The organism is Hymenobacter aranciens, from assembly GCF_030580865.1.
Taxonomy (GTDB): domain Bacteria; phylum Bacteroidota; class Bacteroidia; order Cytophagales; family Hymenobacteraceae; genus Hymenobacter; species Hymenobacter aranciens.
In genome coordinates, this window is the sequence record NZ_JAUQSY010000007.1 from 25880 (window position 1) to 45655 (window position 19776).

21 protein-coding genes and 4 tRNA genes are annotated in these 19776 nt (G+C 59.7%); 20 read left to right on the top strand and 5 right to left on the bottom strand.

What is annotated here, in order from left to right; all coding sequences use genetic code 11:
• Positions 1 to 136: 136 nt before the first annotated feature.
• Positions 137 to 2245 (top strand): T9SS type A sorting domain-containing protein, encoded by a 2109-nt coding sequence (locus Q5H93_RS11310; protein WP_305006644.1) that lies wholly within the window; start codon positions 137 to 139, stop codon positions 2243 to 2245.
• Between the two features lie 2 nt (positions 2246 to 2247).
• Here the strand turns inward: Q5H93_RS11310 and Q5H93_RS11315 are convergent, their stop codons facing one another.
• Positions 2248 to 2739: a GNAT family N-acetyltransferase gene (locus tag Q5H93_RS11315; RefSeq protein WP_305006645.1), complete on the bottom strand. Its 492-nt coding sequence runs from the start codon at positions 2737 to 2739 to the stop codon at positions 2248 to 2250.
• 126 nt (positions 2740 to 2865) lie between these two features.
• The gene (locus tag Q5H93_RS11320; RefSeq protein ID WP_305006646.1) at positions 2866 to 3093 is read right to left on the bottom strand and encodes a hypothetical protein; all 228 of its coding nucleotides are present in this window, start codon (positions 3091 to 3093) and stop codon (positions 2866 to 2868) included.
• A 347-nt stretch (positions 3094 to 3440) separates the two neighbouring features.
• On the opposite strand from Q5H93_RS11320, the gene Q5H93_RS11325 reads away from it, so the two are divergent.
• The 7 genes from Q5H93_RS11325 (at position 3441) to nadD (ending at position 9032) form a co-directional block, all read left to right on the top strand.
• Positions 3441 to 4229, top strand: a complete 789-nt coding sequence (locus tag Q5H93_RS11325; RefSeq protein WP_305006647.1) for a glycosyltransferase family 2 protein — start codon at positions 3441 to 3443, stop codon at positions 4227 to 4229.
• Entirely contained in the window at positions 4226 to 5272 is a 1047-nt protein-coding gene (locus tag Q5H93_RS11330) for a glycosyltransferase family 9 protein (protein WP_305006648.1), read from the top strand. Before Q5H93_RS11325 ends, Q5H93_RS11330 begins: the two co-directional genes overlap by 4 nt.
• 30 nt (positions 5273 to 5302) lie before the next feature.
• Positions 5303 to 6568, top strand: coding sequence for an O-antigen ligase family protein (locus tag Q5H93_RS11335; protein ID WP_305006649.1), 1266 nt, complete (start codon positions 5303 to 5305; stop codon positions 6566 to 6568).
• Positions 6569 to 6646: 78 nt separating this feature from the next.
• Positions 6647 to 7288 (top strand): sigma-70 family RNA polymerase sigma factor, encoded by a 642-nt coding sequence (locus Q5H93_RS11340; protein WP_305006650.1) that lies wholly within the window; start codon positions 6647 to 6649, stop codon positions 7286 to 7288.
• 83 nt (positions 7289 to 7371) lie between these two features.
• Positions 7372 to 7662 carry a hypothetical protein gene (locus Q5H93_RS11345; RefSeq protein WP_305006651.1) on the top strand — a complete coding sequence of 97 codons (291 nt, stop codon included), beginning with the start codon at positions 7372 to 7374 and terminating at the stop codon, positions 7660 to 7662.
• 28 nt (positions 7663 to 7690) lie between these two features.
• Positions 7691 to 8275: a guanylate kinase gene (gmk, locus tag Q5H93_RS11350; protein ID WP_305006652.1), complete on the top strand. Its 585-nt coding sequence runs from the start codon at positions 7691 to 7693 to the stop codon at positions 8273 to 8275.
• Positions 8276 to 8450: 175 nt separating this feature from the next.
• A complete protein-coding gene (gene nadD / locus Q5H93_RS11355; RefSeq protein WP_369811011.1) occupies positions 8451 to 9032 on the top strand; it encodes a nicotinate (nicotinamide) nucleotide adenylyltransferase in 582 nt (193 codons plus the stop codon).
• An 88-nt stretch (positions 9033 to 9120) separates the two neighbouring features.
• Here nadD and frr read toward each other — a convergent pair whose 3' ends face one another.
• The 3 genes from frr to Q5H93_RS11370 all read right to left on the bottom strand — a co-directional run bounded on the left by frr (position 9121) and on the right by Q5H93_RS11370 (position 11183).
• A complete protein-coding gene (gene frr / locus Q5H93_RS11360; protein WP_305006653.1) occupies positions 9121 to 9684 on the bottom strand; it encodes a ribosome recycling factor in 564 nt (187 codons plus the stop codon).
• Positions 9685 to 9803: 119 nt separating this feature from the next.
• Positions 9804 to 10604: a UMP kinase gene (gene pyrH, locus Q5H93_RS11365; protein ID WP_305006654.1), complete on the bottom strand. Its 801-nt coding sequence runs from the start codon at positions 10602 to 10604 to the stop codon at positions 9804 to 9806.
• 75 nt (positions 10605 to 10679) lie between these two features.
• A complete protein-coding gene (locus Q5H93_RS11370; RefSeq protein WP_305006655.1) occupies positions 10680 to 11183 on the bottom strand; it encodes an acyl-CoA carboxylase biotin carboxyl carrier protein subunit in 504 nt (167 codons plus the stop codon).
• Between the two features lie 244 nt (positions 11184 to 11427).
• Here Q5H93_RS11370 and Q5H93_RS11375 point away from each other — a divergent pair, with 244 nt between their 5' ends.
• The 12 genes from Q5H93_RS11375 to rplL all read left to right on the top strand — a co-directional run bounded on the left by Q5H93_RS11375 (position 11428) and on the right by rplL (position 19555).
• Positions 11428 to 13854: a M1 family metallopeptidase gene (locus Q5H93_RS11375; protein WP_305006656.1), complete on the top strand. Its 2427-nt coding sequence runs from the start codon at positions 11428 to 11430 to the stop codon at positions 13852 to 13854.
• 170 nt (positions 13855 to 14024) lie between these two features.
• Positions 14025 to 14104: transfer RNA gene (locus Q5H93_RS11380), tRNA-Tyr, on the top strand.
• A gap of 19 nt (positions 14105 to 14123) precedes the next feature.
• A tRNA-Gly gene (locus Q5H93_RS11385) sits at positions 14124 to 14196 on the top strand.
• A gap of 16 nt (positions 14197 to 14212) precedes the next feature.
• Positions 14213 to 14284 (top strand) — tRNA-Thr (locus Q5H93_RS11390).
• Between the two features lie 162 nt (positions 14285 to 14446).
• Entirely contained in the window at positions 14447 to 15634 is a 1188-nt protein-coding gene (tuf, locus tag Q5H93_RS11395; RefSeq protein ID WP_305006657.1) for an elongation factor Tu, read from the top strand.
• A gap of 659 nt (positions 15635 to 16293) precedes the next feature.
• Positions 16294 to 16364, top strand: a tRNA-Trp gene (locus Q5H93_RS11400).
• A gap of 63 nt (positions 16365 to 16427) precedes the next feature.
• Positions 16428 to 16622 carry a preprotein translocase subunit SecE gene (secE, locus tag Q5H93_RS11405; RefSeq protein ID WP_305006658.1) on the top strand — a complete coding sequence of 65 codons (195 nt, stop codon included), beginning with the start codon at positions 16428 to 16430 and terminating at the stop codon, positions 16620 to 16622.
• Positions 16623 to 16628: 6 nt separating this feature from the next.
• Positions 16629 to 17195 carry a transcription termination/antitermination protein NusG gene (nusG, locus tag Q5H93_RS11410; protein WP_305006659.1) on the top strand — a complete coding sequence of 189 codons (567 nt, stop codon included), beginning with the start codon at positions 16629 to 16631 and terminating at the stop codon, positions 17193 to 17195.
• Positions 17196 to 17379: 184 nt separating this feature from the next.
• Positions 17380 to 17823: a 50S ribosomal protein L11 gene (rplK, locus tag Q5H93_RS11415; RefSeq protein ID WP_305006660.1), complete on the top strand. Its 444-nt coding sequence runs from the start codon at positions 17380 to 17382 to the stop codon at positions 17821 to 17823.
• A gap of 18 nt (positions 17824 to 17841) precedes the next feature.
• Positions 17842 to 18540: a 50S ribosomal protein L1 gene (rplA, locus tag Q5H93_RS11420; protein ID WP_305006661.1), complete on the top strand. Its 699-nt coding sequence runs from the start codon at positions 17842 to 17844 to the stop codon at positions 18538 to 18540.
• Positions 18541 to 18555: 15 nt separating this feature from the next.
• On the top strand, positions 18556 to 19110 hold the full coding sequence (gene rplJ, locus Q5H93_RS11425; protein ID WP_305006662.1) for a 50S ribosomal protein L10: 555 nt from the start codon (positions 18556 to 18558) through the stop codon (positions 19108 to 19110).
• Positions 19111 to 19174: 64 nt separating this feature from the next.
• On the top strand, positions 19175 to 19555 hold the full coding sequence (gene rplL, locus Q5H93_RS11430; RefSeq protein WP_305006663.1) for a 50S ribosomal protein L7/L12: 381 nt from the start codon (positions 19175 to 19177) through the stop codon (positions 19553 to 19555).
• The last annotated feature ends 221 nt before the right edge of the window (positions 19556 to 19776 follow it).

Below are 19776 nucleotides of genomic sequence, written 5' to 3' on the forward strand. Positions count from 1 at the left end.
TGCTACGGGGGTAAAAAATCTACCGGACACGTCCGGTAAATTATTCCAGGCAGGAAACTGCGCCGTTTCGAAGGCCGAACCAACCGCCCCGGCCGCCGGCCGTATCTTCGGCCGGGTAGTCCTTGTTGTTTTCGCTATGCAGTTCATCTTTTCTTTTCTCCGGCTCAGGGCCAGCGTACTCATCGGTGGAATGCTCGCGGCAGCCGCCCTGGCGGCCACCCCGGCCCGGGCCCAGGAAGCCGGCCACTGCCTGCTGCTCCCGCTGGCGCCCGCCGAGCGCGCCCAGCGCGCCACGCTGGTAGTAGAGGCCGAAGTGCGCAGCTCCGAAGGCTTCTGGAATGCCGCCCACACCCGCCTCTTCACCCGGCACCGGCTGCGGGTGTTCAGCCTCCTGAAGGGCGCCGTGGCCGACACCACCGAGCTGCAGCTCATCACCGAAGGCGGCCGGCTGGGCTTGCAGCAGCAGCTCCTCACCAACACCCTGCGCCTGGAGCCCGGCCAGCAGGGCGTGTTTTTCCTGAGCCGCGCCGCCTGGGCGGGCCTGCCCGCCCCGGGCCAACATTGGGCCGCCTACGGCAGCGAGCAGGGCTTCATCGAGTACCACCCGGCCGACGGCACGGCCAGCGAGCCCTTTCGCCAGTACCCGGCCATCGACGCCGCTTTTTATCAGCAAATAACCCAGCTCACCGGGCAGCCGCGCCGGGTGCTGCAGCCCAATCCGGCGCTAGCGCCCAGCGCCGGCGGGGGACAGGCGCGGCCGCAGGCGCTGGGCATCACGGGCCTGTCGCCCCTCAGCCTGGCGGCGGGAGCCGAGGAGGTGCTGACCATCGACGGCCAGGACTTTGGCCTGGCGCGGGGCACGGGCTTCGTCGAGTTTCGCAATGCCGACGACGGCGGCGCCACCTGGATTCAGGCTCGCGCCACTGACTACCTGAGCTGGACCAGCACCCGCATCCGCGTGCGGGTGCCGTCGAGCGGCAGCGGGGGCCACCCGGCGGGCAGCGGCCGGGTGCGCATCACCACCAGCAGCCAGGCCCGGGCCGAAAGCCCCGAAAGCCTCACCGTCATCTACGCCCTCACCAACGTGGCGAGCACCGACGACAACTACCTGCAGCGCCCCAACCATGTGGTGCTAAACGATGATGGCGGCCTCAGCTTCCGCTTCGGCCCCAGCTTCGCGGCCAACGCCGCCGCCAGCGCCGCCTGGCAGCGCGCCCTCACCAACTGGCGCTGCAATACTGGCGTGAACTGGCAGGTAGGGGCGCTGGCCCCCACCAATGCCATTGCCGGCGATGACCAGAACGTCATCGCCTTCGACACGCCCGCCGACGAGCTTCCCGCCCAAGTGCTGGGCCGCACCACCAGCTACTACAGCGGCTGTTTCGGGGCCGATGGCCAGGTGGTGTTCTCCGTGAGCGAAATCGACATGCAGTTCGATGCCCAGCGCGCGTTTCAGTTCGGGCCCGCGCCGGCCGTGCGCCCGCAGATTGACTTTGAAACCACCGCCGTGCACGAGCTCGGCCACGCCCAGCAGCTCACCCACCTCAACCTGCCCGGCGCCGTGATGCACTTCGGCATCGCCCCCGGCCAGAATACCCGCGCCCTCAACCCCGCCAGCGACATTGTGGGCGGCCGCCGGGTGCTGCGCGAGCGCAGCTTCCGACAGCAAACCTGCGGGCCCAATGCCATGCTGCCCGCCCCGCTCCGCGCCCTGCGCATCGACGTCACCGACCCCAACGGCGGGGTGAACGTGCGCTGGGACACCCGCGACGAATGCTTCCTGATTGGCTTTGTGGTGCAGCGCAGCGCCGGCGCTGACACCACCGCCTGGCAAACGCTGGTGACCGGCCCGGCCACCCCCGGCAGCTACTACGGCTACGCCGACCGCCAGCCGATGCCGGGCCTGCATTACTACCGCATCGGGGTGCGCCGCCCCGATGGCTCCGTCGATTACGCCGCCCCCGTGCCCATCAGCACCGGCGAGGTAAACCCCGGCGTGGCCTTGTTTCCCAACCCCGTGGTGGGCGATGTGCTGCGCCTGCAGTACCCCGCCGGCGCCGAGGGCAGCCTGAGCTTCCGCATCTACGACGAGCTGGGCCGCCTCGTGCGCCGCAGCTCCGGCAGCGCCCGCGTCGGGCTCAATGTGCTGAGCCTCGACGCCACCGGCCTGGCGCCGGGCTTCTACGTGCTGCGCTGGACGGATGCGCAGGGCCGGGAAGGCAACCGGCGTTTTTCAAGATTGTAGCCCTACGGCACCGGCTCCACCTCAAACGCTGCCAGCTGCGCCTCGGTGAGGTTGCCGTTCAGCCACTCGCTTTCGATATTCGCCCCCAGCTTGCGGTAAAAGCCGATGGCCGGCTCGTTCCAGTCGAGCACCTGCCACTTCATGCGCCGGGCGCCGGTGGCTTTTGCCTCGGCCACCACCGCCTCAAACAGCCGCCGGCCGTAGCCGCCGCGCCGGGCGGCCTCGGTCACCACGAGGTCTTCCAGAAACAGCATCCGGCCCTTCCAGGTGGAATAGGCGGTGTAGTACAAGGCCAGCCCGATAACGGCAGCAGCCTCATTCTCCAGCACGAAAAAGCTAAAAATGGGCGCCGGCCCGAAGCCGTCGCGGCGCATGTCGGCCAGTGTGTTGGTCACGGCGTCGGCGGCGCGCTCGTACTCGGCCAACTCTATGATGAGGCCGTGTACCTGGGGCAAATCGGCCTCCGTGCCCCGGCGAATACGATAATCAGTCATCGTGCTCAATACAGAAAAGCGGAAAGGAAAAGAGCTGCCACCGCAAAACGATGACAGCTCTCGCTAAAACCTGTTAAGCCGCTATTTCAATCAGTGAAATCAAAATAATCAGCCTAAATCAGTGATTTACATCTGCGGCTGCATTTTCTTGATGTCCTCGGTAGCGTTCACGGCGTTGAGCTCGCGGTATTGCTCGGGCATCTTTTTGCCACCGGTGGTGTCGGGCGCGGCGGGCAGGGCGGGCAGCTCGGCGGTGGTCATGTTCTCCGGGTTTTCGGTGTCGGAGCTGCACGAGGGCAGGGTGAGCGCGAGCAGCGCAGCGGCCAGCAGGCCCGGGAGGAAGGTCTTTTTCATGGGGGGTGAATCGAATGCGGGCGCAAGTTACACACGGCGGGCGGCTTGGAGAAGCTGAGTTGGGAGGATGGAAAGCTAAATACCGTCTCGATTTGTACTTAAGCAAGTAAAAATTCTCTGCCGAGGGCTCCGGACTGGACCCGGCACCTCGGCAGAGCTCTGCGAAGCACTCCGGCCCAGTCCGGACGCCCCGGCAGAGCTCGGCCGGGGCATCCGTACCAGTCTTGGCGCCTCGGCCGAGCTCTGCCGAAGGCTCCGGACTGGGCCGGGCACCTCGGCCGAGCTCTGCCGGGGCAACCATGCCAGTCCGGAGCCTTCGGCAGAGCTCGGCCGGCCCATCCACCAAAATGCCGGATATTTGCCCCGTGCCCCAGGTCCCGCTGTCCGTCGTCATCATCACCTTCAACGAAGAAGCCAACATCGGCCGCTGCCTGGCCGCGCTGGCCGGCGTGGCCGACGAGGTACTGGTGGTCGATTCCTTTTCCACCGACCGCACCCTGGAAATCTGCCGCGAGCACGGTGCCCGCGTGGTGCAGAATGCCTTCGCCGGCTACGTCGAGCAGAAAAACTTCGCCACCGCCCAGGCGCGCTACGACCACGTGCTGCAGCTCGACGCCGACGAAGTGCTGACCGAAGAGCTGCGCCAGTCCATCCGGCAAGCCACCGCCGACTGGCAGCACGCCGCCTACTCGCTGGCCCGCCTCACCAACTACTGCGGTAGCTGGGTGCGCCACGGCGGCTGGTACCCCGACCGCAAGCTGCGCCTCTACGACCGCCGCCGGGGCCGCTGGACCGGCCTGCTGCTACACGAGAAATACGAGGTGGATGCCGGCCAGACCACCGGCCAGCTCCGGGGCGACGCCCTGCACTACAGCTACCACTCCATTGCCCAGCATGTGGCGCAGCTCAACAAGTTCACCAGCATCACCGCCCGGGAGCAGGCCCTGCGGGGCAAAACCCGGGTCGGCCTCTTCCACCTGCTGCTGAAGCCCTGGTGGAAATTCGTGCACGGCTACTTCTTCCGGCTGGGCTTTCTCGATGGTTTTGCCGGCCTGAGCATCGCCACCATCTCGGCCCTGGGCGTGTTTCTGAAATTCGCCAAGCTGAAAACCCGCACCGAAAACGCCCCCGCATGAGCGCCACCTACCTCGTTTCGCGCACCGATGCCATCGGCGACGTGGTGCTGACGCTGCCCGTGTGCGGCTGGCTCAAGCAGCAGTTTCCCGATTGCCGGGTGGTGCTCATCGGCCGCAGCTACACCGCCGCCGTGGCCGCCGCCTGCCCCTGGGTCGATGATTTCCTGAACCTCGACGAGCTGCAAACCCTGCCCGAGCCCGCCCAGGTGGCCGTCCTGCGCCGCTACGAAGCCGCCGCCATCATCCACGTTTTCCCGAACAAGCTGCTGGCCCGCCTGGCCCAAAAGGCCCGCATTCCGCTGCGTATCGGCACCCGCAACCGCTGGCAGCACTGGCTTACCTGCAACCGCCTGGTGGCCCTCAGCCGCCGCCACTCGCCCCTGCACGAGGCCCAGCTGAACCTGCAGCTGCTGCGCCCGCTGGGTTTTGTCGGCGAAATGAGTTTGGCGGAAATCGCTCCATTGGTAAAGCTCCAACCCACTGAGCCATTAGCAGAGCCCTGGCAGGGAATGCTAGATGCCCGCCGCCCCGGCCAGCTCAATATCATCCTGCACCCCCGCAGCCGGGGCAGCGCCCGCGAGTGGGGGCTGGAGAATTTTGCCCGGCTTGCGCAGCAGCTTCACTCGGCCGGCCACCGCGTCTTCATTACCGGCACGGCGGCCGAAGGGGAGGAGCTAGCGCCGTGGCTCAAGGCCTATTCCTATTTCATCACCGACAACCTTACCGGGTTATTAAGCCTGCCGCAGTTCCTGGCCTTCATCGCCGCCGCCGATGGGCTGGTGGCCGGCAGCACCGGCCCGCTGCACCTGGCCGCTGCGCTGGGCCGCCACGCGCTGGGGCTGTATCCGCCCATCCGGCCCATGCACCCCGGCCGCTGGGCCCCGCTGGGCGCCCACGCCGAGTATATGGTGTTTGATAAGCCCGATTGCGAAGACTGCCGCACCGCGCCCGCCTCCTGCACCTGCATCCGGGCCATCGAGCCGCTGGCGGTGCTGGCCCGCCTGGCAAGCTGGGCCGCCCTGCCGCCGCTGGCCGCTTCGTAGCTTCGCGGTCCACACTGCCTTGTTTTCCGCGTGTTTCTTCAGCTGTACCGTTCCGGTCGTCTTTCCCAATACCTGCTCTGGCTGGCCAGCGCGGCGGGCGTCGTGGGCCTGCTGGGCTCGCGGGCCATCGTGGCCCTGAGCCCCGCCGTCGGCATGCTGGCCGTGCTTACCAACCCCAACCTGAAGCACGACATCCGCCACTACTGGCGCAACGGTGCCGCCCTGCGCGCGGCGGCTATGTATGCTTTTTTTCTGCTCAGCGCCTTTTATACCAGCGAATGGGGCGAGTGGCGGCACCAGCTCTACCGCCTGCTGCCCTGGCTGGGCGTGCCGCTGGCCTTCGCTGCCGCCGTGCCGCTGAGTAAAAGCCAACGGCTGACCGTTGGCAGCCTATATGTGCTCGGCACAGCCGCCATCGGGCTGGCCACGCTGGTCAAGTTCTGGTTCGACCCCGTAGCGGCCGAAGATATCAGTATCGGACATAATGTGCCGTCCATCACCCATATTTTTCACATTCACTTCGGAGTGATGCTGGGGCTGGCGTTTTTCTTCGCCCTGTCGTTGCGGCGTAGTGCTTTGGCGCCGTCCTGGCTGCGTTGGGCGCTGCTGGCGGCGGCCATTGCCATCACTCTCACGCTGCACGGGCTGGCTTACCGCACGGGGCTGCTGGTATTCTACGTGGTGCTGCTGATTGATGCGCTCCGCCTGCTGTTTCGGCGGCGCGTGGTGCTGGGGCTAGGTTTGCTACTGGCGCTGCTTGTCGGTCCCTGGGTCGCCTACAATACCATCGCCCCCATCCGCCAGCGCCTCGGCGCCACCCGCTGGGACATCGAGCAGTACACCCAGCACCACGACATCAACAACTATTCTCTGGCCCGCCGCCTCGCTGCCTGGGAAACCGCCCTGCTCATTTTCCGCGAGCACCCCGTGCTGGGCGTGGCTCCTGCCGATGCCCAGGCCGCCATGATGCGTCAGTACGAATGGCGCCCCATGGGCCTGCGCCCCGAAAACCGGGTGATGGTCCACAATCAGTACCTGCACCAGCTTATGAGCAGCGGCATGGTGGGTTTCACTTTGTGGCTGTTAGTGCTAGCTGTGCCACTGGTGCAACCTAAGCAGCGTCGCAATCCGTACATCTGGCATTTCCTGCTGGTGTCTGCCACGGCCAACCTGGTCGATTCGCTGCTGGAAATGCAAATCGGCTTCAACCTGTTTGTGTTTGGCTACGGGTTTATAGTAGTGGCTGGCGAACGGCACAATCGTGAAGCAACGCCGCCCATTCCCCTACCGAGTTAGCTCCCGAATAGCTCTACTATTCGTCAAAAACACGTATTATTTCGTAGGTTTCGGCCTTCAATTTCTGCATCCCCCATCATGAGCGATTCTCCCGAACGGGTAAAACTGAGCAAAGAAGAAAAAGACCGGCGCTTTCAGGCCGAGCTCATGCCCGTGCTCGACCCGCTGTACAACTTCGCCTACCGCCTCACCCTCGACGAGGACGATGCCAACGACCTCGTGCAGGAAACCTACCTCAAGGCCTACCGCTTTTTCGAGTACTTTGAGCCCGGTACCAACGCCAAGGCTTGGCTGTTCCGCATCCTGAAAAACTCGTTCATCAACGATTTCCGGAAAAAAAGCAAGCAGCCCGCCAAGGTCGACTACAGCGAAATCGAGGGCTACTACAACCCCGACGAAGTCGAAGGCGAAGACACCGGCGCCTCGTCGTCCGACATGCGTCAGCAGTCCACCCGCGACCTTATCGGCGACGAAGTGGCCAGCGCCCTAAATTCTTTGCCGGTCGATTTTCGTACCGTCATCATCCTCTGCGACCTCGAAGGTTTTACCTACGAGGAAATGGCTAAAGTGCTTGATATTCCAATCGGTACCGTACGGTCCCGCTTGCACCGCGCCCGCAATTTTCTCAAGGATAAATTGGACAAATACGCCCGCTCGATGGGCTATGGCGGTGAGGAAAATGATGACGATGCGGAACTAACCGACGACGAAAATAATTAAGCCCACCAGCCGAGCGGCAGTTTTTAATCTGTTTTTCATCTGACATTCACGCTTTTCAATTCTGGCATTCACTTTTTTCAATTATGGAAAACACCGCTACTACAACCACCAAATCGTCGGACCCCGCCATTGCCCCCGCAGCTGACGGCGCCGACTGCGAACGTGTGAACACAGTAATTGAACAACTCGTTGAGGGCCACGCCGTGACCGCCGAGGATGAGGACTACCTCTACGACCACGCCACCGACTGCTCGCCCTGTTTCGACAGCATCGAGAAGCAGCGCGTCTTCGTGAACTTCCTCAACCAGCGCGTCGCCCGCAAGCCCATCCCTGCCAGCCTGCACGACGCCATTTTGGCCCGCATTCAGGGCTAAATGCCCTAAAACCGGCTAGCTTTGCGCCATGCAAGGCAAAATCATCGTCTTTTCGGCGCCTTCCGGCGCGGGCAAAACCACCATTGTCCACCGCCTGATGAGCCGGATTCCCGAGCTAAGCTTTTCCATCTCGGCCTGCACCCGCGATAAGCGCGGCCGCTCCGAAGTGAATGGCAAAGACTACTATTTCATTACGCCCGAAGACTTCCAGGAGAAAATCCGGCACGATGAATTCGTAGAGTGGGAGGAAGTGTACGAAGGGGCCTTCTACGGCACCCTCAAGTCCGAAATCGAGCGCATCTGGTCCAACGGCCAGCACGCCATCCTTGACGTCGATGTGAAAGGTGGCCTCAGCATCAAGGAATTCTACAAAGACCGCGCCCTGGCCGTGTTCGTCCTGCCGCCGTCCATCGAAGCCCTCGCCGAGCGCCTCAATGCCCGCGCTACTGATTCCACATCCAGCATTTCCTCGCGCCTCTACAAAGCCAAATTCGAGTTGGCCTTTGAAGACCGTTTCGATGTGACGGTAGTGAATGACGACCTCGAAGCCGCTTGCGCGCAGGCCGAAAAGCTGGTCCGCGACTTCATCAGCGCCGAGGTCGAAGCAGTATAGATTATCAAAAAATATGTCATCCTGAGCAAAGCGAAGGACCTTATCACGCTCAGCGCAGATAAGGTCCTTTTTGCTTTTAGTCTGTCATGCTGAACGAAGTGAAGCATCCTTTCGCGCCAGAAGGATTGAATTACCGCCTCGTTCCAGCGTGAAAGGATGCTTCACTTCGTTCAGCATGACAGTTATGCGCATCGGCCTGCTCTTCGGCTCCTTCAATCCCATCCACACCGGCCACCTTATCCTGGCCGAGCACTTCGCCACCCGTACCGACCTGCGCGAAGTCTGGCTGGTCGTGTCCCCCCGAAGCCCCTTCAAAATCAGCCACAACCTGCTACCCGACACCGAGCGCCTGCGCTTGGTGCAGCTGGCCCTAGCCGACAACCCCCGCCTCCGCGCCGAAGACATCGAATTCAGCCTGCCGCGCCCCAGCTACACCATCGCCACGCTCGACGCCCTGCGTCAGCGCCACCCCGCCCACGATTTCGTGCTCCTGATGGGTGGCGACAACCTCCCCGGCCTCCCGCGCTGGCAGGAAGCCCAGCGCCTGCTCACCGAAATCGACATTTACGTCTACCCCCGCCCCGGCTCCGAAACGCCCGACCTCATCACTTTCCCCCGCGTCCGGGTCATCGAAGCCCCGCTACTCGACATCTCCGCCACCTACATCCGCGAAAGCCTGCGCCTCAACCGCAGCATCCGCTACCTGGTCCCCGCCGCCGTTGAAGCAGAATTAAGAACTCTGCGTCCCTCTGCGTAAACCTCTGCGCCCTCTGCGGGAGGCTGGCAAAGCACGAAAAAAGCCCGACGAAACTCGCCGGGCTTTCGCATTTCAAAGGAAACTGACCTCAAATGGTCATAATCTCCGACTCTTTCTTAGCCAGGATTTTATCCACCTCCGCAATGTGCGCGTCGGTCGTTTTCTGCACCTTTTCCTCAGCCGATTTCACCGCATCTTCCGAAGCGCCGTCCTTTTGCAGCTTGCGCAAAGCTTCGTTCACGTCCTTGCGGATAGCGCGCACCCGCACCTTACCCGCTTCAGATTCGTTCTTAGCCTGTTTCACCAGCTCCCGGCGGCGCTCCTCGGTCATGGCCGGAATGTTCAGGCGCACCCCGTCAGCGTCAGCCACCGGGTTCAAACCCAGGTCGCTGTTGCGAATTGCTTTCACGATTTCGCTCACCATGTTCTTCTCCCAAGGCTTGATGTGCAGCGAACGCGCATCGGGGCTCGACACGTTGGCTACCTGCCCAATCGGCGTCGGCGTGCCGTAGTAATCCACGCGCAGGCTGTCGAGCATTGCCGGCGATGCCTTGCCCGCCCGAATACGGCTCATTTCCACGCCCACGTGGGCTACCGCCTTGCCCATCGACTCCGCGAGGTCGTCGAGGTAAAACTGAATTTCTTCGTCCATTGAGGGAAAAAGTTAAAGGTTAAAAGTTGAGAGTTAAAAGCGGAGTTGAGAACTGCAAAATTCGTGGCAAAATCAACACCACGCTGCTTTTAACTCTCAACTTTTCACTTTTAACTTACCTAAGCCTGCTCCGGCAGCTTGCCCACGATGTTCGGCAGTAGCGTAGCCGCCGCCTCAGATACGGGTTTTTTCGTACTCCGGCCCGCTGCGCCGCCCATGTGCACCAGCGTGCCCAGCGTTTCGCCATCCATGAGGCGGCCCAGGTTGCCCTGCGTGTTCATGTCGAACACAATAATTGGCAGATTATTCTCCTTGCAGAGCGTGAAAGCCGTCATATCCATCACGTTGAGGTTCTTCTCAATCACCTCGTCGAACGTGATGTTCTCGTACTTCGTGGCTGTCGGGTCTTTCTCCGGGTCGGCCGTATAAATGCCGTCCACCCGCGTGCCTTTCAATACCACATCGGCCTCAATCTCAATAGCGCGCAGCGAAGCCGCCGAATCAGTAGTGAAATAAGGCGACCCAATGCCAGCCCCGAAAATCACCACCCGACCCTTCTCCAGGTGCCGCACGGCCCGCCGCCGGATGTACGGCTCGCACACCCGCTGAATGGTGAGGCCCGACAGTAGCCGCGTGCTCACGTCGAGCTTCTCCAGGGCGCTTTGCAGGGCCATTGAGTTGATAACCGTGGCCAGCATGCCCATGTAGTCACCCTGCACGCGGTCGAGGCCGAAAGCCACCGACTCCACGCCGCGGTAAATGTTGCCGCCGCCAATGACGACGGCCACCTGCACACCCGTCGCCACCACGGCCTTGATTTCGGAAGCGTACTGCATCAGCCGCTCCGGGTCGATGCCGTACTGCTGCTCGCCCATCAGCGCTTCGCCGCTGAGCTTGAGAAGGATTCGTTGATATGTCATGTAAACTGTATGGTAATCAGTATTCGGTAGCCAGTTGAAAACGTTTGGTCTGACTACTGATTGCCTGATACGTGGTTAAGCAAACTGCACCAGCACCTGCCCCTTCTGCACGTTGTCGCGCAAATTTACTTTGATGCCGCCCACCGTGCCGTCGGCCGGGGCCTTGAGGATGTTTTCCATCTTCATGGCCTCAAGCACCAGCAGCGGGTCGCCCTTCTGCACGGCCTGGCCCGGCTGCACCCGGATATCCACGATGAGGCCGGGCATGGGCGCTTTCAGCTCGTTCACCTTGGCGGCGGCAGCGTTGCTCATGCCGAGGCGTTCCAGTAGCAGGTCAAAACGGTCTTTGGCGCTTAATTCCACGCGCTGGCCGTTGATTTTCAATACGATGTTTTTCGTGGCATAATCGGCCGAAACCACCTCCGCACCGTAGGAGCGGCCGTCGAGCAAAACGTGGTAGCGGCCGCCGCCGAGGGCCGTAATATCCCAGTTAAGGGGCTGGCCGTTGAGGCTGACGTTGGCGGTATTCTGGTAATCGACTTCCCAGGCGGGAGCTGTACCGGTGCTGATGTGAAGCATCTGAAAGCAGGCAGAATGGGGTGGGAGAGGGGTTAAAGGTAGCCCAAATCTCAAATTAATTCGGAAATTGAGCTGTTTTTCCTTTCTACCCGCTGGCATGAATTACCGGAGTGCAGGCCTTATCGGCCTGATGTTGATAACGTACGCGGAAGCGTTGGCCCAGCCAGCCGCCAAGCCTTCCGCCGCGAAGAAGAGCGAAAAAAGCGCGTCCGCGTCCGCGCCCGCTGCCGCTCCGGCTTCTATCGTGGTGCCCTCCTGGCTGCCCGGCGATACACCCTACCAGCCCGCCGCCACCATCCTCACCGAGGTCACCCACACCAAGCTCGACGTGCGCTTCGACTACAAGAAGCAGCACCTGCTAGGCACGGCCGTGCTCACGCTCCGCTCGCACTTCTACCCGCAGTCGCAGTTGGTGCTCGATGCCAAAGGCTTCGACATTCAGAAAATAGAGCTCCTCGGCCCTAAGAAAAACAAGACGCTGCCCTACACCTACGACAAGCGCCAGCTCACCATCACCCTCGACCACGCTTACCCGCGTACCGAGACTTATCAAGTGCGCATCGCCTACGTCGCCAAGCCCAACGAGCTACCTGCCGGTGGCGGCTCCGACGCCATAACCTCCGATAAGGGTCTGTATTTCATCAACCCCCTCGGCACCGAGAAAAACAAGCCCCGCCAAATCTGGACCCAGGGCGAGACCGAAGCCAGTTCCTGCTGGTTCCCCACCATCGACCGGCCCAACCAGCGCATGACGCAGGAAATCAGCCTGACAGTGGAAAAGCAGTTTAAAACCCTGTCCAACGGCCTGCTCGTCAGCTCCAACCCCAACCCCGACGGCACCCGCACCGACACCTGGCGCCTGAGCCAGCCCCACGCACCCTACCTCGCCACGATGGTCGTCGGCGACTTCGCCGTGGTGAGCGACACCTGGCGCGGCAAACCCGTCGATTACTACGTCGAGCCGCAGTACGCCGGCACCGCCCGCGCCATCTTCGGCCGCACCCCCGAGATGCTGGAGTACTTCTCCACTAAGCTGGGCGTCGAATTTCCCTGGGAAAAATATGCCCAGATACCCGTGCGCGACTACGTGAGCGGGGCCATGGAAAACACCACCGCCACCACCCACGGCGCCAGCATCCAAGCCACCCAGCGCGAGCTGCTGGATGCTTCCTACGATACCGGCGAGTCTACCATCGTCCACGAGCTGTTCCACCAGTGGTTCGGCGACTACGTCACCAGCGAATCGTGGTCGAACCTGCCGCTGAACGAGTCCTTCGCTGATTATTCGGAGCTGCTGTGGGCTGAATACAAGCTCGGCCCCGACGAAGCCGCGCTGGTGCAGGAGCGTAAGCTCAACAACTACCTCGACGAGGCCCAGAGCAAGCGCGAGCCGCTCATCCGCTACCATTATCAGGATAAGGAGGAGATGTTCGACCGCCACTCCTACGAGAAGGGCGGCCGGGTGCTGCACATGCTGCGCCACCACCTCGGCGATGACGCTTTCTTTACTGCCCTCAACCGTTACCTCACCACCAACAAGCTCACCGCCGTCGAAATCTCGAAGCTGCGCGTCGCGTTCGAGGAAACCACCGGCGAAGACTTGATGTGGTTTTTTAACCAGTGGTTCATGCAGCGCGGCCACCCCGAGCTGAAGGTAAGCCACATCTACGCCAACAACCAGGTGAGTTTGCAAGTGCAGCAGGTGCAGGATACGCTCTTCCAGCCCGTGTACCGCCTGCCCGTCACGGTCACCGTCTGGAACAATAACCAGCCCACCGAGCACCATATCGTCGTCACCCGCGCCAGCCAGACCTTCCAGCTGCCCGCCAGCCAGAAGCCCGCCCTTGTCAAATTCGACAGCGACAACATCCTGCTGGCCCAAATCGACGAAGACCGCAGCCAGGAGGAATTGCTCTACCAGTTCTACCACGGCAGCGGCTACGCCCAGAAAGCCGAAGCCCTCAACCTGCTCCAGAACAAAACCATGGAGCTGGCCGTGAGCAGCATGATGCGCAACGCCCTCAGCGACAAATTCTGGGCCCTGCGCCGCCTCGCGCTGGAGCACCTGCGCCGCTACCGCGGCCCCGAAAGCAACGCCGTGCGCAAGGACATCCAGCGTCTCGCCAGTGCCGACCCCAACTCGCGCGTGCGCGCCCAGGCCCTTATCTGCCTCGCCAGCTTCCCTAACGAGAATTTCGGCTCCTACTACCTCGCCGGCCTCAACGACAGTTCTTACACCGTAGCCGCCGCCGCCGTCGAGGCCCTGACGAAAAATCCCATCGTCAACGCCAAAAGCCAGATTGCGGCCCTCGAAGACACGCCCAACAGCACTCTGATGCTGGCCATCTCCAACTACTACGCCCAGCACGGCGGCCTCGACCAGTACCAGTGGTTCCTGCGCCGTCTGCCCGACATGCCCGAGATGGACCTCTACAACTACTTCCAGGCCTTCGGCAACCTCATGGCGCGCATCCCGCCCGTGGAGCGCGACAAAGGCATCAAAATTCTCGAAGACTATGCCCGCACCGCCCCTAAGTACTACGTGCGCCTCGGAGCCTACCGGGGCCTCGCTGCCCTCGTCGCCAGCAGCCCCAACCTCAAAACTATCCTCCAGAACATTCGGGAGAAAGAAACCGACGAGCGGTTGAAAGCATTTTACGGCCTTATGTAAGAGTAGGATAAAAGATTTCGGCAAAAAAAGAACAACCTTTTTTTGCCTGACCTCTTGCCTTGTGTTCAAAAAGCAGTAATTTTGTGCTCCCTTACGAAAAGAAGCTATTTCAGCAGCAACTAATCAACGGGAAATGTTTCCTGGCAATCGGCCGCGAAACGCCACAAATTGGGGGTATCGCATAGCGGCAATTGCGGGTGACTGTAACTCACCTCCTTCGGGTTCATAGGTTCGAGTCCTGTTACCCCCACTTTTTAATGATGCCATCTGCGGGAGTAGCTCAGTTGGTAGAGCGGCAGCCTTCCAAGCTGCAGGTCGCGGGTTCGAACCTCGTCTCCCGCTCATATTTTTGAAATAAGCCGTTTTAGCTCAGTGGTAGAGCACTTCCTTGGTAAGGAAGAGGTCATGGGTTCAAATCCCATAAATGGCTCACTTTATACAAGTCCTGATTGAATTAAACCCAAGCAGGCGCGGTTCTCACGAGTAAGCGACACACAGTTTTCCGAAATCAGGGGCTGAGTCTCGCTTTCTTGTTGTAGGGTCGGATTTACCTTCAAATTCACTTCACCACCTCTCTTTTTTACTCTTTACAATGGCTAAAGAAAATTTCGACCGGTCCAAGCCGCACGTAAACATCGGCACCATCGGCCACGTTGACCACGGCAAAACGACCCTGACCGCTGCTATCACGATGGTGCTGGCTAACCAAGGTCTGGCCGAAAAGCGTGACTTCTCTTCGATTGACAATGCTCCCGAAGAAAAAGAGCGTGGTATCACCATCAACACCGCTCACGTAGAGTACTCCACCAAAAACCGTCACTACGCCCACGTTGACTGCCCCGGTCACGCCGACTACGTGAAGAACATGGTAACGGGTGCTGCCCAGATGGACGGTGCTATCCTCGTAGTAGCTGCCACCGACGGTCCGATGCCCCAAACCCGCGAGCACATCCTGCTCGCCCGTCAGGTAGGCGTGCCCCAGCTGGTGGTGTTCATGAACAAGGTGGACATGGTGGATGACCCCGAGCTCCTCGAGCTGGTGGAAATGGAAATCCGCGAACTCCTCTCGTTCTACGACTTCGACGGCGACAACATTCCGGTTATCCAAGGCTCGGCCCTGGGCGGCCTGAACGGCGACGCTACCTGGGTTCCCAAAATCAACGAGCTGATGGACGCGGTGGACTCGTTCATTCCGATTCCCGCTCGTCTGACCGACCTGCCCTTCCTGATGCCGGTAGAGGACGTGTTCTCGATTACGGGCCGTGGCACGGTAGCCACCGGTCGTATCGAGCGCGGGGTTATCAACTCGGGCGAGCAAGTTGACATCCTCGGCATGGGTGCCGAAGGCCTGAAGTCGACCGTAACGGGTGTGGAAATGTTCCGCAAAATCCTTGACCGCGGCGAAGCTGGCGACAACGTGGGCCTGCTGCTCCGCGGTATCGACAAAGAAGCCATCCGTCGTGGCATGGTTATCTGCAAGCCCGGCTCGGTAACCCCCCACAAAAAGTTCAAGGCTGAGGTGTACGTTCTCTCGAAAGAGGAAGGTGGCCGCCACACCCCGTTCTTCAACAACTACCGTCCGCAGTTCTACCTGCGTACCACCGACGTTACTGGCATCATCACCCTCCCCGAGGGCGTTGAAATGGTAATGCCCGGCGACAACATCACCATCACCGTTGAGCTCATCAACAAGGTGGCCATGGAGAAAGGCCTGCGCTTCGCTATCCGCGAAGGTGGCCGTACGGTAGGTGCCGGTCAGGTAACCGAAATCCTCGACTAGTTCTCCGCCTAAGCGCTGAATTGAAAACGCCCCCGAGCAATCGGGGGCGTTTTTTTGCTTTACCTTACACTGAGTTCTTGTAATCATCTTTAATACATCATGTCTACTAAGCTCTACCCTATTTTAATACTTATCACAAGCACACTATTCTCTTGCAAGAAGGATACTGTCAATCCGACACGTGAAGAAATGCTGACAGGAGGTAGCTGGAGAATGAACAGCATGACTACACCACTGCCACCTGCTACTGGTTATGGTCTTATGGTTGTCGAATACAATAGTCTTCCGGCCTGCCGATTGGATAACACTTATCGGTTTGAGCCAGGGGGGCAGATATCTCTTTGACGATGGCACTGTCCCGTGCATTTCCACTTTGCAAACGGGCGTTGGCACTTGGCGCTGGCTGAATAACCAGACGCAGCTGGAAACTGAAATGGGAGGTGTTGTAATCGTCTATAATGTGACTGAACTAAGCAGTTCCCGCATTAAGCTGACAGAAACCCAACCATACATTCCGAATACTTACCAATGGCGCGTGTACACGCGCTAGGCGCTACTAAAATCAGAGAAAGTAATTTGCTGAAGCAACTTGCTTTCTGATTTGTTTTTCTTACCTTTGCACTCCCATTACCACAATTGCGGCGATGGGGTGCCATCCTACGAGTGTAGTTCAAGGGTAGAATAGAGGTCTCCAAAACCTTTGATGGGAGTTCGAATCTCTCCACTCGTGCTTTATAGGGCGTTTGCTCTGAGTTAATTAGTTTTTACCGGCCCGGCCGGCTTTTCCGCACCAATGGACAAACTGAGCAACTATTTCCGCGCCACCATCGAAGAGATGCGTTACAATGTAACGTGGCCTACTTCAGTTGAGCTGCAAAAAAGCGCTGGTCTGGTGCTGGCTGGTTCCATCATTTTCGCCATCGTGGTGGGCGTGATGGATGTGAGTTTTGAGTCGCTGCTCAAGATGTTCTACAACTCGTTTCGCTAATCGGTGATGGGCGAAATGAAATGGTACATTGTCCGCGCCGTGAGCGGGCAGGAGAAGAAGGCGAAGAACTACCTCGAAACGGAGCTCGGCCGCCACAACCTGACCGACTACGTGCCGCAAGTGCTGATTCCGGTGGAGAAAGTGTTCGAGATGCGCAACGGCAAGAAGCGCGTCCGCGAGCGGAACCTCTACCCCGGCTACATCGTCATCCAGGCTGAGCTTGGCCACGGCGAGGTGGACCACATCATCACCAGCACGCCGGGCGTGATTGGCTTCCTCGGCGACAAGGACAAGAAGGACTCGGCCAATAACCGGCCCATCCCGCTGCAAATGAGCGAGGTGAATCGTATCCTCGGCATTGTGGACGAGCAGGAGCAGGAACTGACCGCTACCCTCGACAAGCCCTACGTAATCGGCGAGTTGGTGAAGGTGATTGATGGTCCCTTCAACGGCTTCTCTGGCAACGTGGACGAGGTGTTTGAAGAGCGTAAGAAATTGAGCGTTGTAGTGAAAATCTTCGGCCGCTCGCAGCCGGTAGAATTGAGCTACACGCAGGTGGAGAAAGAAGTATAAAACGTAGTCGGTATTGGGTAGTCGGTGGTCTAATGCAGACCACCGACTACCCAATACCGACTACTACTAATAATATTACCACGCCAGCCATTCACTCCGGGCTGATGGGGCTTCCAAACAGGAGTTTTCGATAACTGGGGAAGCCGCGAGTTACGACGCGACAACCTCCAGCCTAACAACCCAAATGGCCAAAGAAATCAGAGGTTATCTGCGCTTGCAGATTAAGGGAGGCGCTGCGAATCCTGCACCGCCGGTAGGACCTGCACTTGGTAGCAAAGGCTTGAACATCATGGAGTTCTGCAAGCAGTTTAATGCGCGGACCCAGGATAAAGCTGGCCAAGTGTGCCCGGTCCTGATTACGATGTACACCGACAAGTCGTTCGACTTCGTGGTGAAAACGGCACCCGCCCCGGTACTGCTCATGGAAGCTGCTAAGCTCCAGAGCGGTTCGAAAGAGCCGAACCGGAACAAAGTAGGTTCCGTGACGTGGGACCAAATCCGCACCATCGCCGAAACGAAAATGCCGGATTTGAACGCGTTCAAAGTGGAGTCGGCCATGAAGCAAGTAGCCGGTACGGCTCGTAGCATGGGCATCACCGTGAAAGGCGACTCGCCTTTTGCTGAATAATTAACCGGCGATAAGACAATGGCAAAAATCAGCAAAAAGCGCAAGGACGCCCTTGCCAAGCACGACCTGACCCAAGTGCGCAGCCTGTTGGAGGCCGCTCAGGTAGTAAAGGACATCACGTACACCAAATTTGACGCCTCGGTTGATATCGACGTGCGCCTGGGTGTGGACCCCCGCAAAGCCGACCAGATGGTGCGCGGCGTAGCGACGCTGCCTCACGGCACCGGCAAAACCGTTCGTGTGCTGGCCCTCGTGACTCCCGATAAGGAGGCCGAAGCCACTGCCGCCGGCGCCGACTTCGTGGGTCTGGACGACTACATCTCGAAAATCGAGAAAGGCTGGACAGACATCGACGTGATTATCACCATGCCGGCCGTAATGGCTAAAGTGGGTCGTCTGGGCCGGGTGCTCGGTCCCCGCGGTCTGATGCCGAACCCGAAATCGGGTACGGTAACGACCGACGTCGCTAAGGCAGTGCAGGAAGTGAAAGCTGGTAAAATCGACTTTAAAGTTGACAAAACCGGTATCATTCACTGCTCGGTAGGTAAAGTTTCGTTCGACCCGAGCATGCTGGCCGAAAACGCTTTGGAGGTAATCCAGACGTTGGGTCGCCTGAAGCCTTCGTCGTCGAAAGGTACCTACATCAAAAGCATCACGCTCAGCAGCACGATGTCGCCCGGCGTACCGGTTGACAGCACGGTTTCTTCCGCTAACTAATAACATCAACCAACCATGAATCGGGAAGAAAAACAAGCCCTCGTGGATGAGTTGAGCGAGAAGTTTCAGTCGCACAACGCATTCTACATCACCGACGCTGCTGGCATGTCGGTGGCCAAAATCAACGAGTTCCGTCGCCTGTGCTTCAACCGCGGCATGGAATTCAAGGTCTACAAAAACACCTTCATCCGGAAGGCGCTCGATACCCTCGGTAGCGACACTTCGGAGATGGACGCCGCGCTGAAAGGCCAATCGGGCGTGTTGTTCTCGCAGGAGAGCGGCTCGGCCCCGGCCAAGCTGTTGCGCGACTTCTATAAGGCTCAAAACTATGCCCGTGGCGTAGAGCCCAAGCCGGTGCTGAAAGGCGCTTACGTGGACGCCAGCATCTACATCGGCTCGAAAGAGCTCGAAGGTCTGACCACCATCAAAGGCAAGCAGGAACTGCTCGGTGAACTCATCGGCCTGCTGCAATCGCCCGCCAAGAACGTTATTTCGGCGCTGCAAAGCGGCGGCAACAAACTGGCCGGCATCCTCAAAACGCTTTCCGAAAAAGAAGAGGTTGCAGGCTAACCGCTGCTCATCTTTTTCACTTTCAATTCAATTCAACAACAACCTTTTTTAACAATCTACAGAAATGGCAGATTTGAAAGCATTCGCTGAGCAGCTCGTTAGCCTGACGGTGAAAGAAGTAAACGAACTCGCAGGTATCCTGAAGGATGAGTACGGCATCGAGCCGGCTGCTGCTGCTCCCGTAATGATGGCTGGTGGCGGTGGCGCTGCTGCCGAGGAAGCTCCGGAAGAGAAAACCGCTTTCGACGTTATCCTGAAAGCTGCTGGTGGTCAGAAACTGGCCGTGGTGAAACTGGTGAAAGACCTGACCGGTCTGGGCCTGAAAGAAGCCAAAGAGCTAGTTGACGGCGCTCCCAAGCCCCTGAAAGAAGGCGTAGCCAAAGACGAGGCTGAGTCGCTGAAAAAGCAACTCGAAGAAGCCGGTGCTGAAGTAGAGATTAAGTAGTCTCTTCTTCTGAAGCATCCAGAGGCCCGCTTCAAATAAGGATTAGACCTGGCAACTTAGCCAGGTCTTTTCCTGTTTGTAGCGTGTCAGTAGCGCGAACCCGCAGTTCGCGCTTTATTTGCGTCAGCCAACTTTGCTCTTGCTGAGCGAGTTCTGGGCGCGGGCCGGTGCCCGCGAGGCTGACGGCCGCCTACGGGGCGGCTCCCGGTAGTACGCTTCCG

Bases quoted from the DNA above. Each gene is read 5' to 3' on its own strand.
- Q5H93_RS11310 (WP_305006644.1), top strand. From the start codon at position 137: ATGCAGTTCATCTTTTCTTTTCTCCGGCTCAGGGCCAGCGTACTCATC.
- Q5H93_RS11315 (WP_305006645.1), bottom strand. From the start codon at position 2,739: ATGACTGATTATCGTATTCGCCGGGGCACGGAGGCCGATTTGCCCCAG.
- Q5H93_RS11320 (WP_305006646.1), bottom strand. From the start codon at position 3,093: ATGAAAAAGACCTTCCTCCCGGGCCTGCTGGCCGCTGCGCTGCTCGCG.
- Q5H93_RS11325 (WP_305006647.1), top strand. From the start codon at position 3,441: ATGCCGGATATTTGCCCCGTGCCCCAGGTCCCGCTGTCCGTCGTCATC.
- Q5H93_RS11330 (WP_305006648.1), top strand. From the start codon at position 4,226: ATGAGCGCCACCTACCTCGTTTCGCGCACCGATGCCATCGGCGACGTG.
- Q5H93_RS11340 (WP_305006650.1), top strand. From the start codon at position 6,647: ATGAGCGATTCTCCCGAACGGGTAAAACTGAGCAAAGAAGAAAAAGAC.
- Q5H93_RS11345 (WP_305006651.1), top strand. From the start codon at position 7,372: ATGGAAAACACCGCTACTACAACCACCAAATCGTCGGACCCCGCCATT.
- gmk (WP_305006652.1), top strand. From the start codon at position 7,691: ATGCAAGGCAAAATCATCGTCTTTTCGGCGCCTTCCGGCGCGGGCAAA.
- nadD (WP_369811011.1), top strand. From the start codon at position 8,451: ATGACAGTTATGCGCATCGGCCTGCTCTTCGGCTCCTTCAATCCCATC.
- frr (WP_305006653.1), bottom strand. From the start codon at position 9,684: ATGGACGAAGAAATTCAGTTTTACCTCGACGACCTCGCGGAGTCGATG.
- pyrH (WP_305006654.1), bottom strand. From the start codon at position 10,604: ATGACATATCAACGAATCCTTCTCAAGCTCAGCGGCGAAGCGCTGATG.
- Q5H93_RS11370 (WP_305006655.1), bottom strand. From the start codon at position 11,183: ATGCTTCACATCAGCACCGGTACAGCTCCCGCCTGGGAAGTCGATTAC.
- tuf (WP_305006657.1), top strand. From the start codon at position 14,447: ATGGCTAAAGAAAATTTCGACCGGTCCAAGCCGCACGTAAACATCGGC.
- secE (WP_305006658.1), top strand. From the start codon at position 16,428: ATGGACAAACTGAGCAACTATTTCCGCGCCACCATCGAAGAGATGCGT.
- nusG (WP_305006659.1), top strand. From the start codon at position 16,629: ATGGGCGAAATGAAATGGTACATTGTCCGCGCCGTGAGCGGGCAGGAG.
- rplK (WP_305006660.1), top strand. From the start codon at position 17,380: ATGGCCAAAGAAATCAGAGGTTATCTGCGCTTGCAGATTAAGGGAGGC.
- rplA (WP_305006661.1), top strand. From the start codon at position 17,842: ATGGCAAAAATCAGCAAAAAGCGCAAGGACGCCCTTGCCAAGCACGAC.
- rplJ (WP_305006662.1), top strand. From the start codon at position 18,556: ATGAATCGGGAAGAAAAACAAGCCCTCGTGGATGAGTTGAGCGAGAAG.
- rplL (WP_305006663.1), top strand. From the start codon at position 19,175: ATGGCAGATTTGAAAGCATTCGCTGAGCAGCTCGTTAGCCTGACGGTG.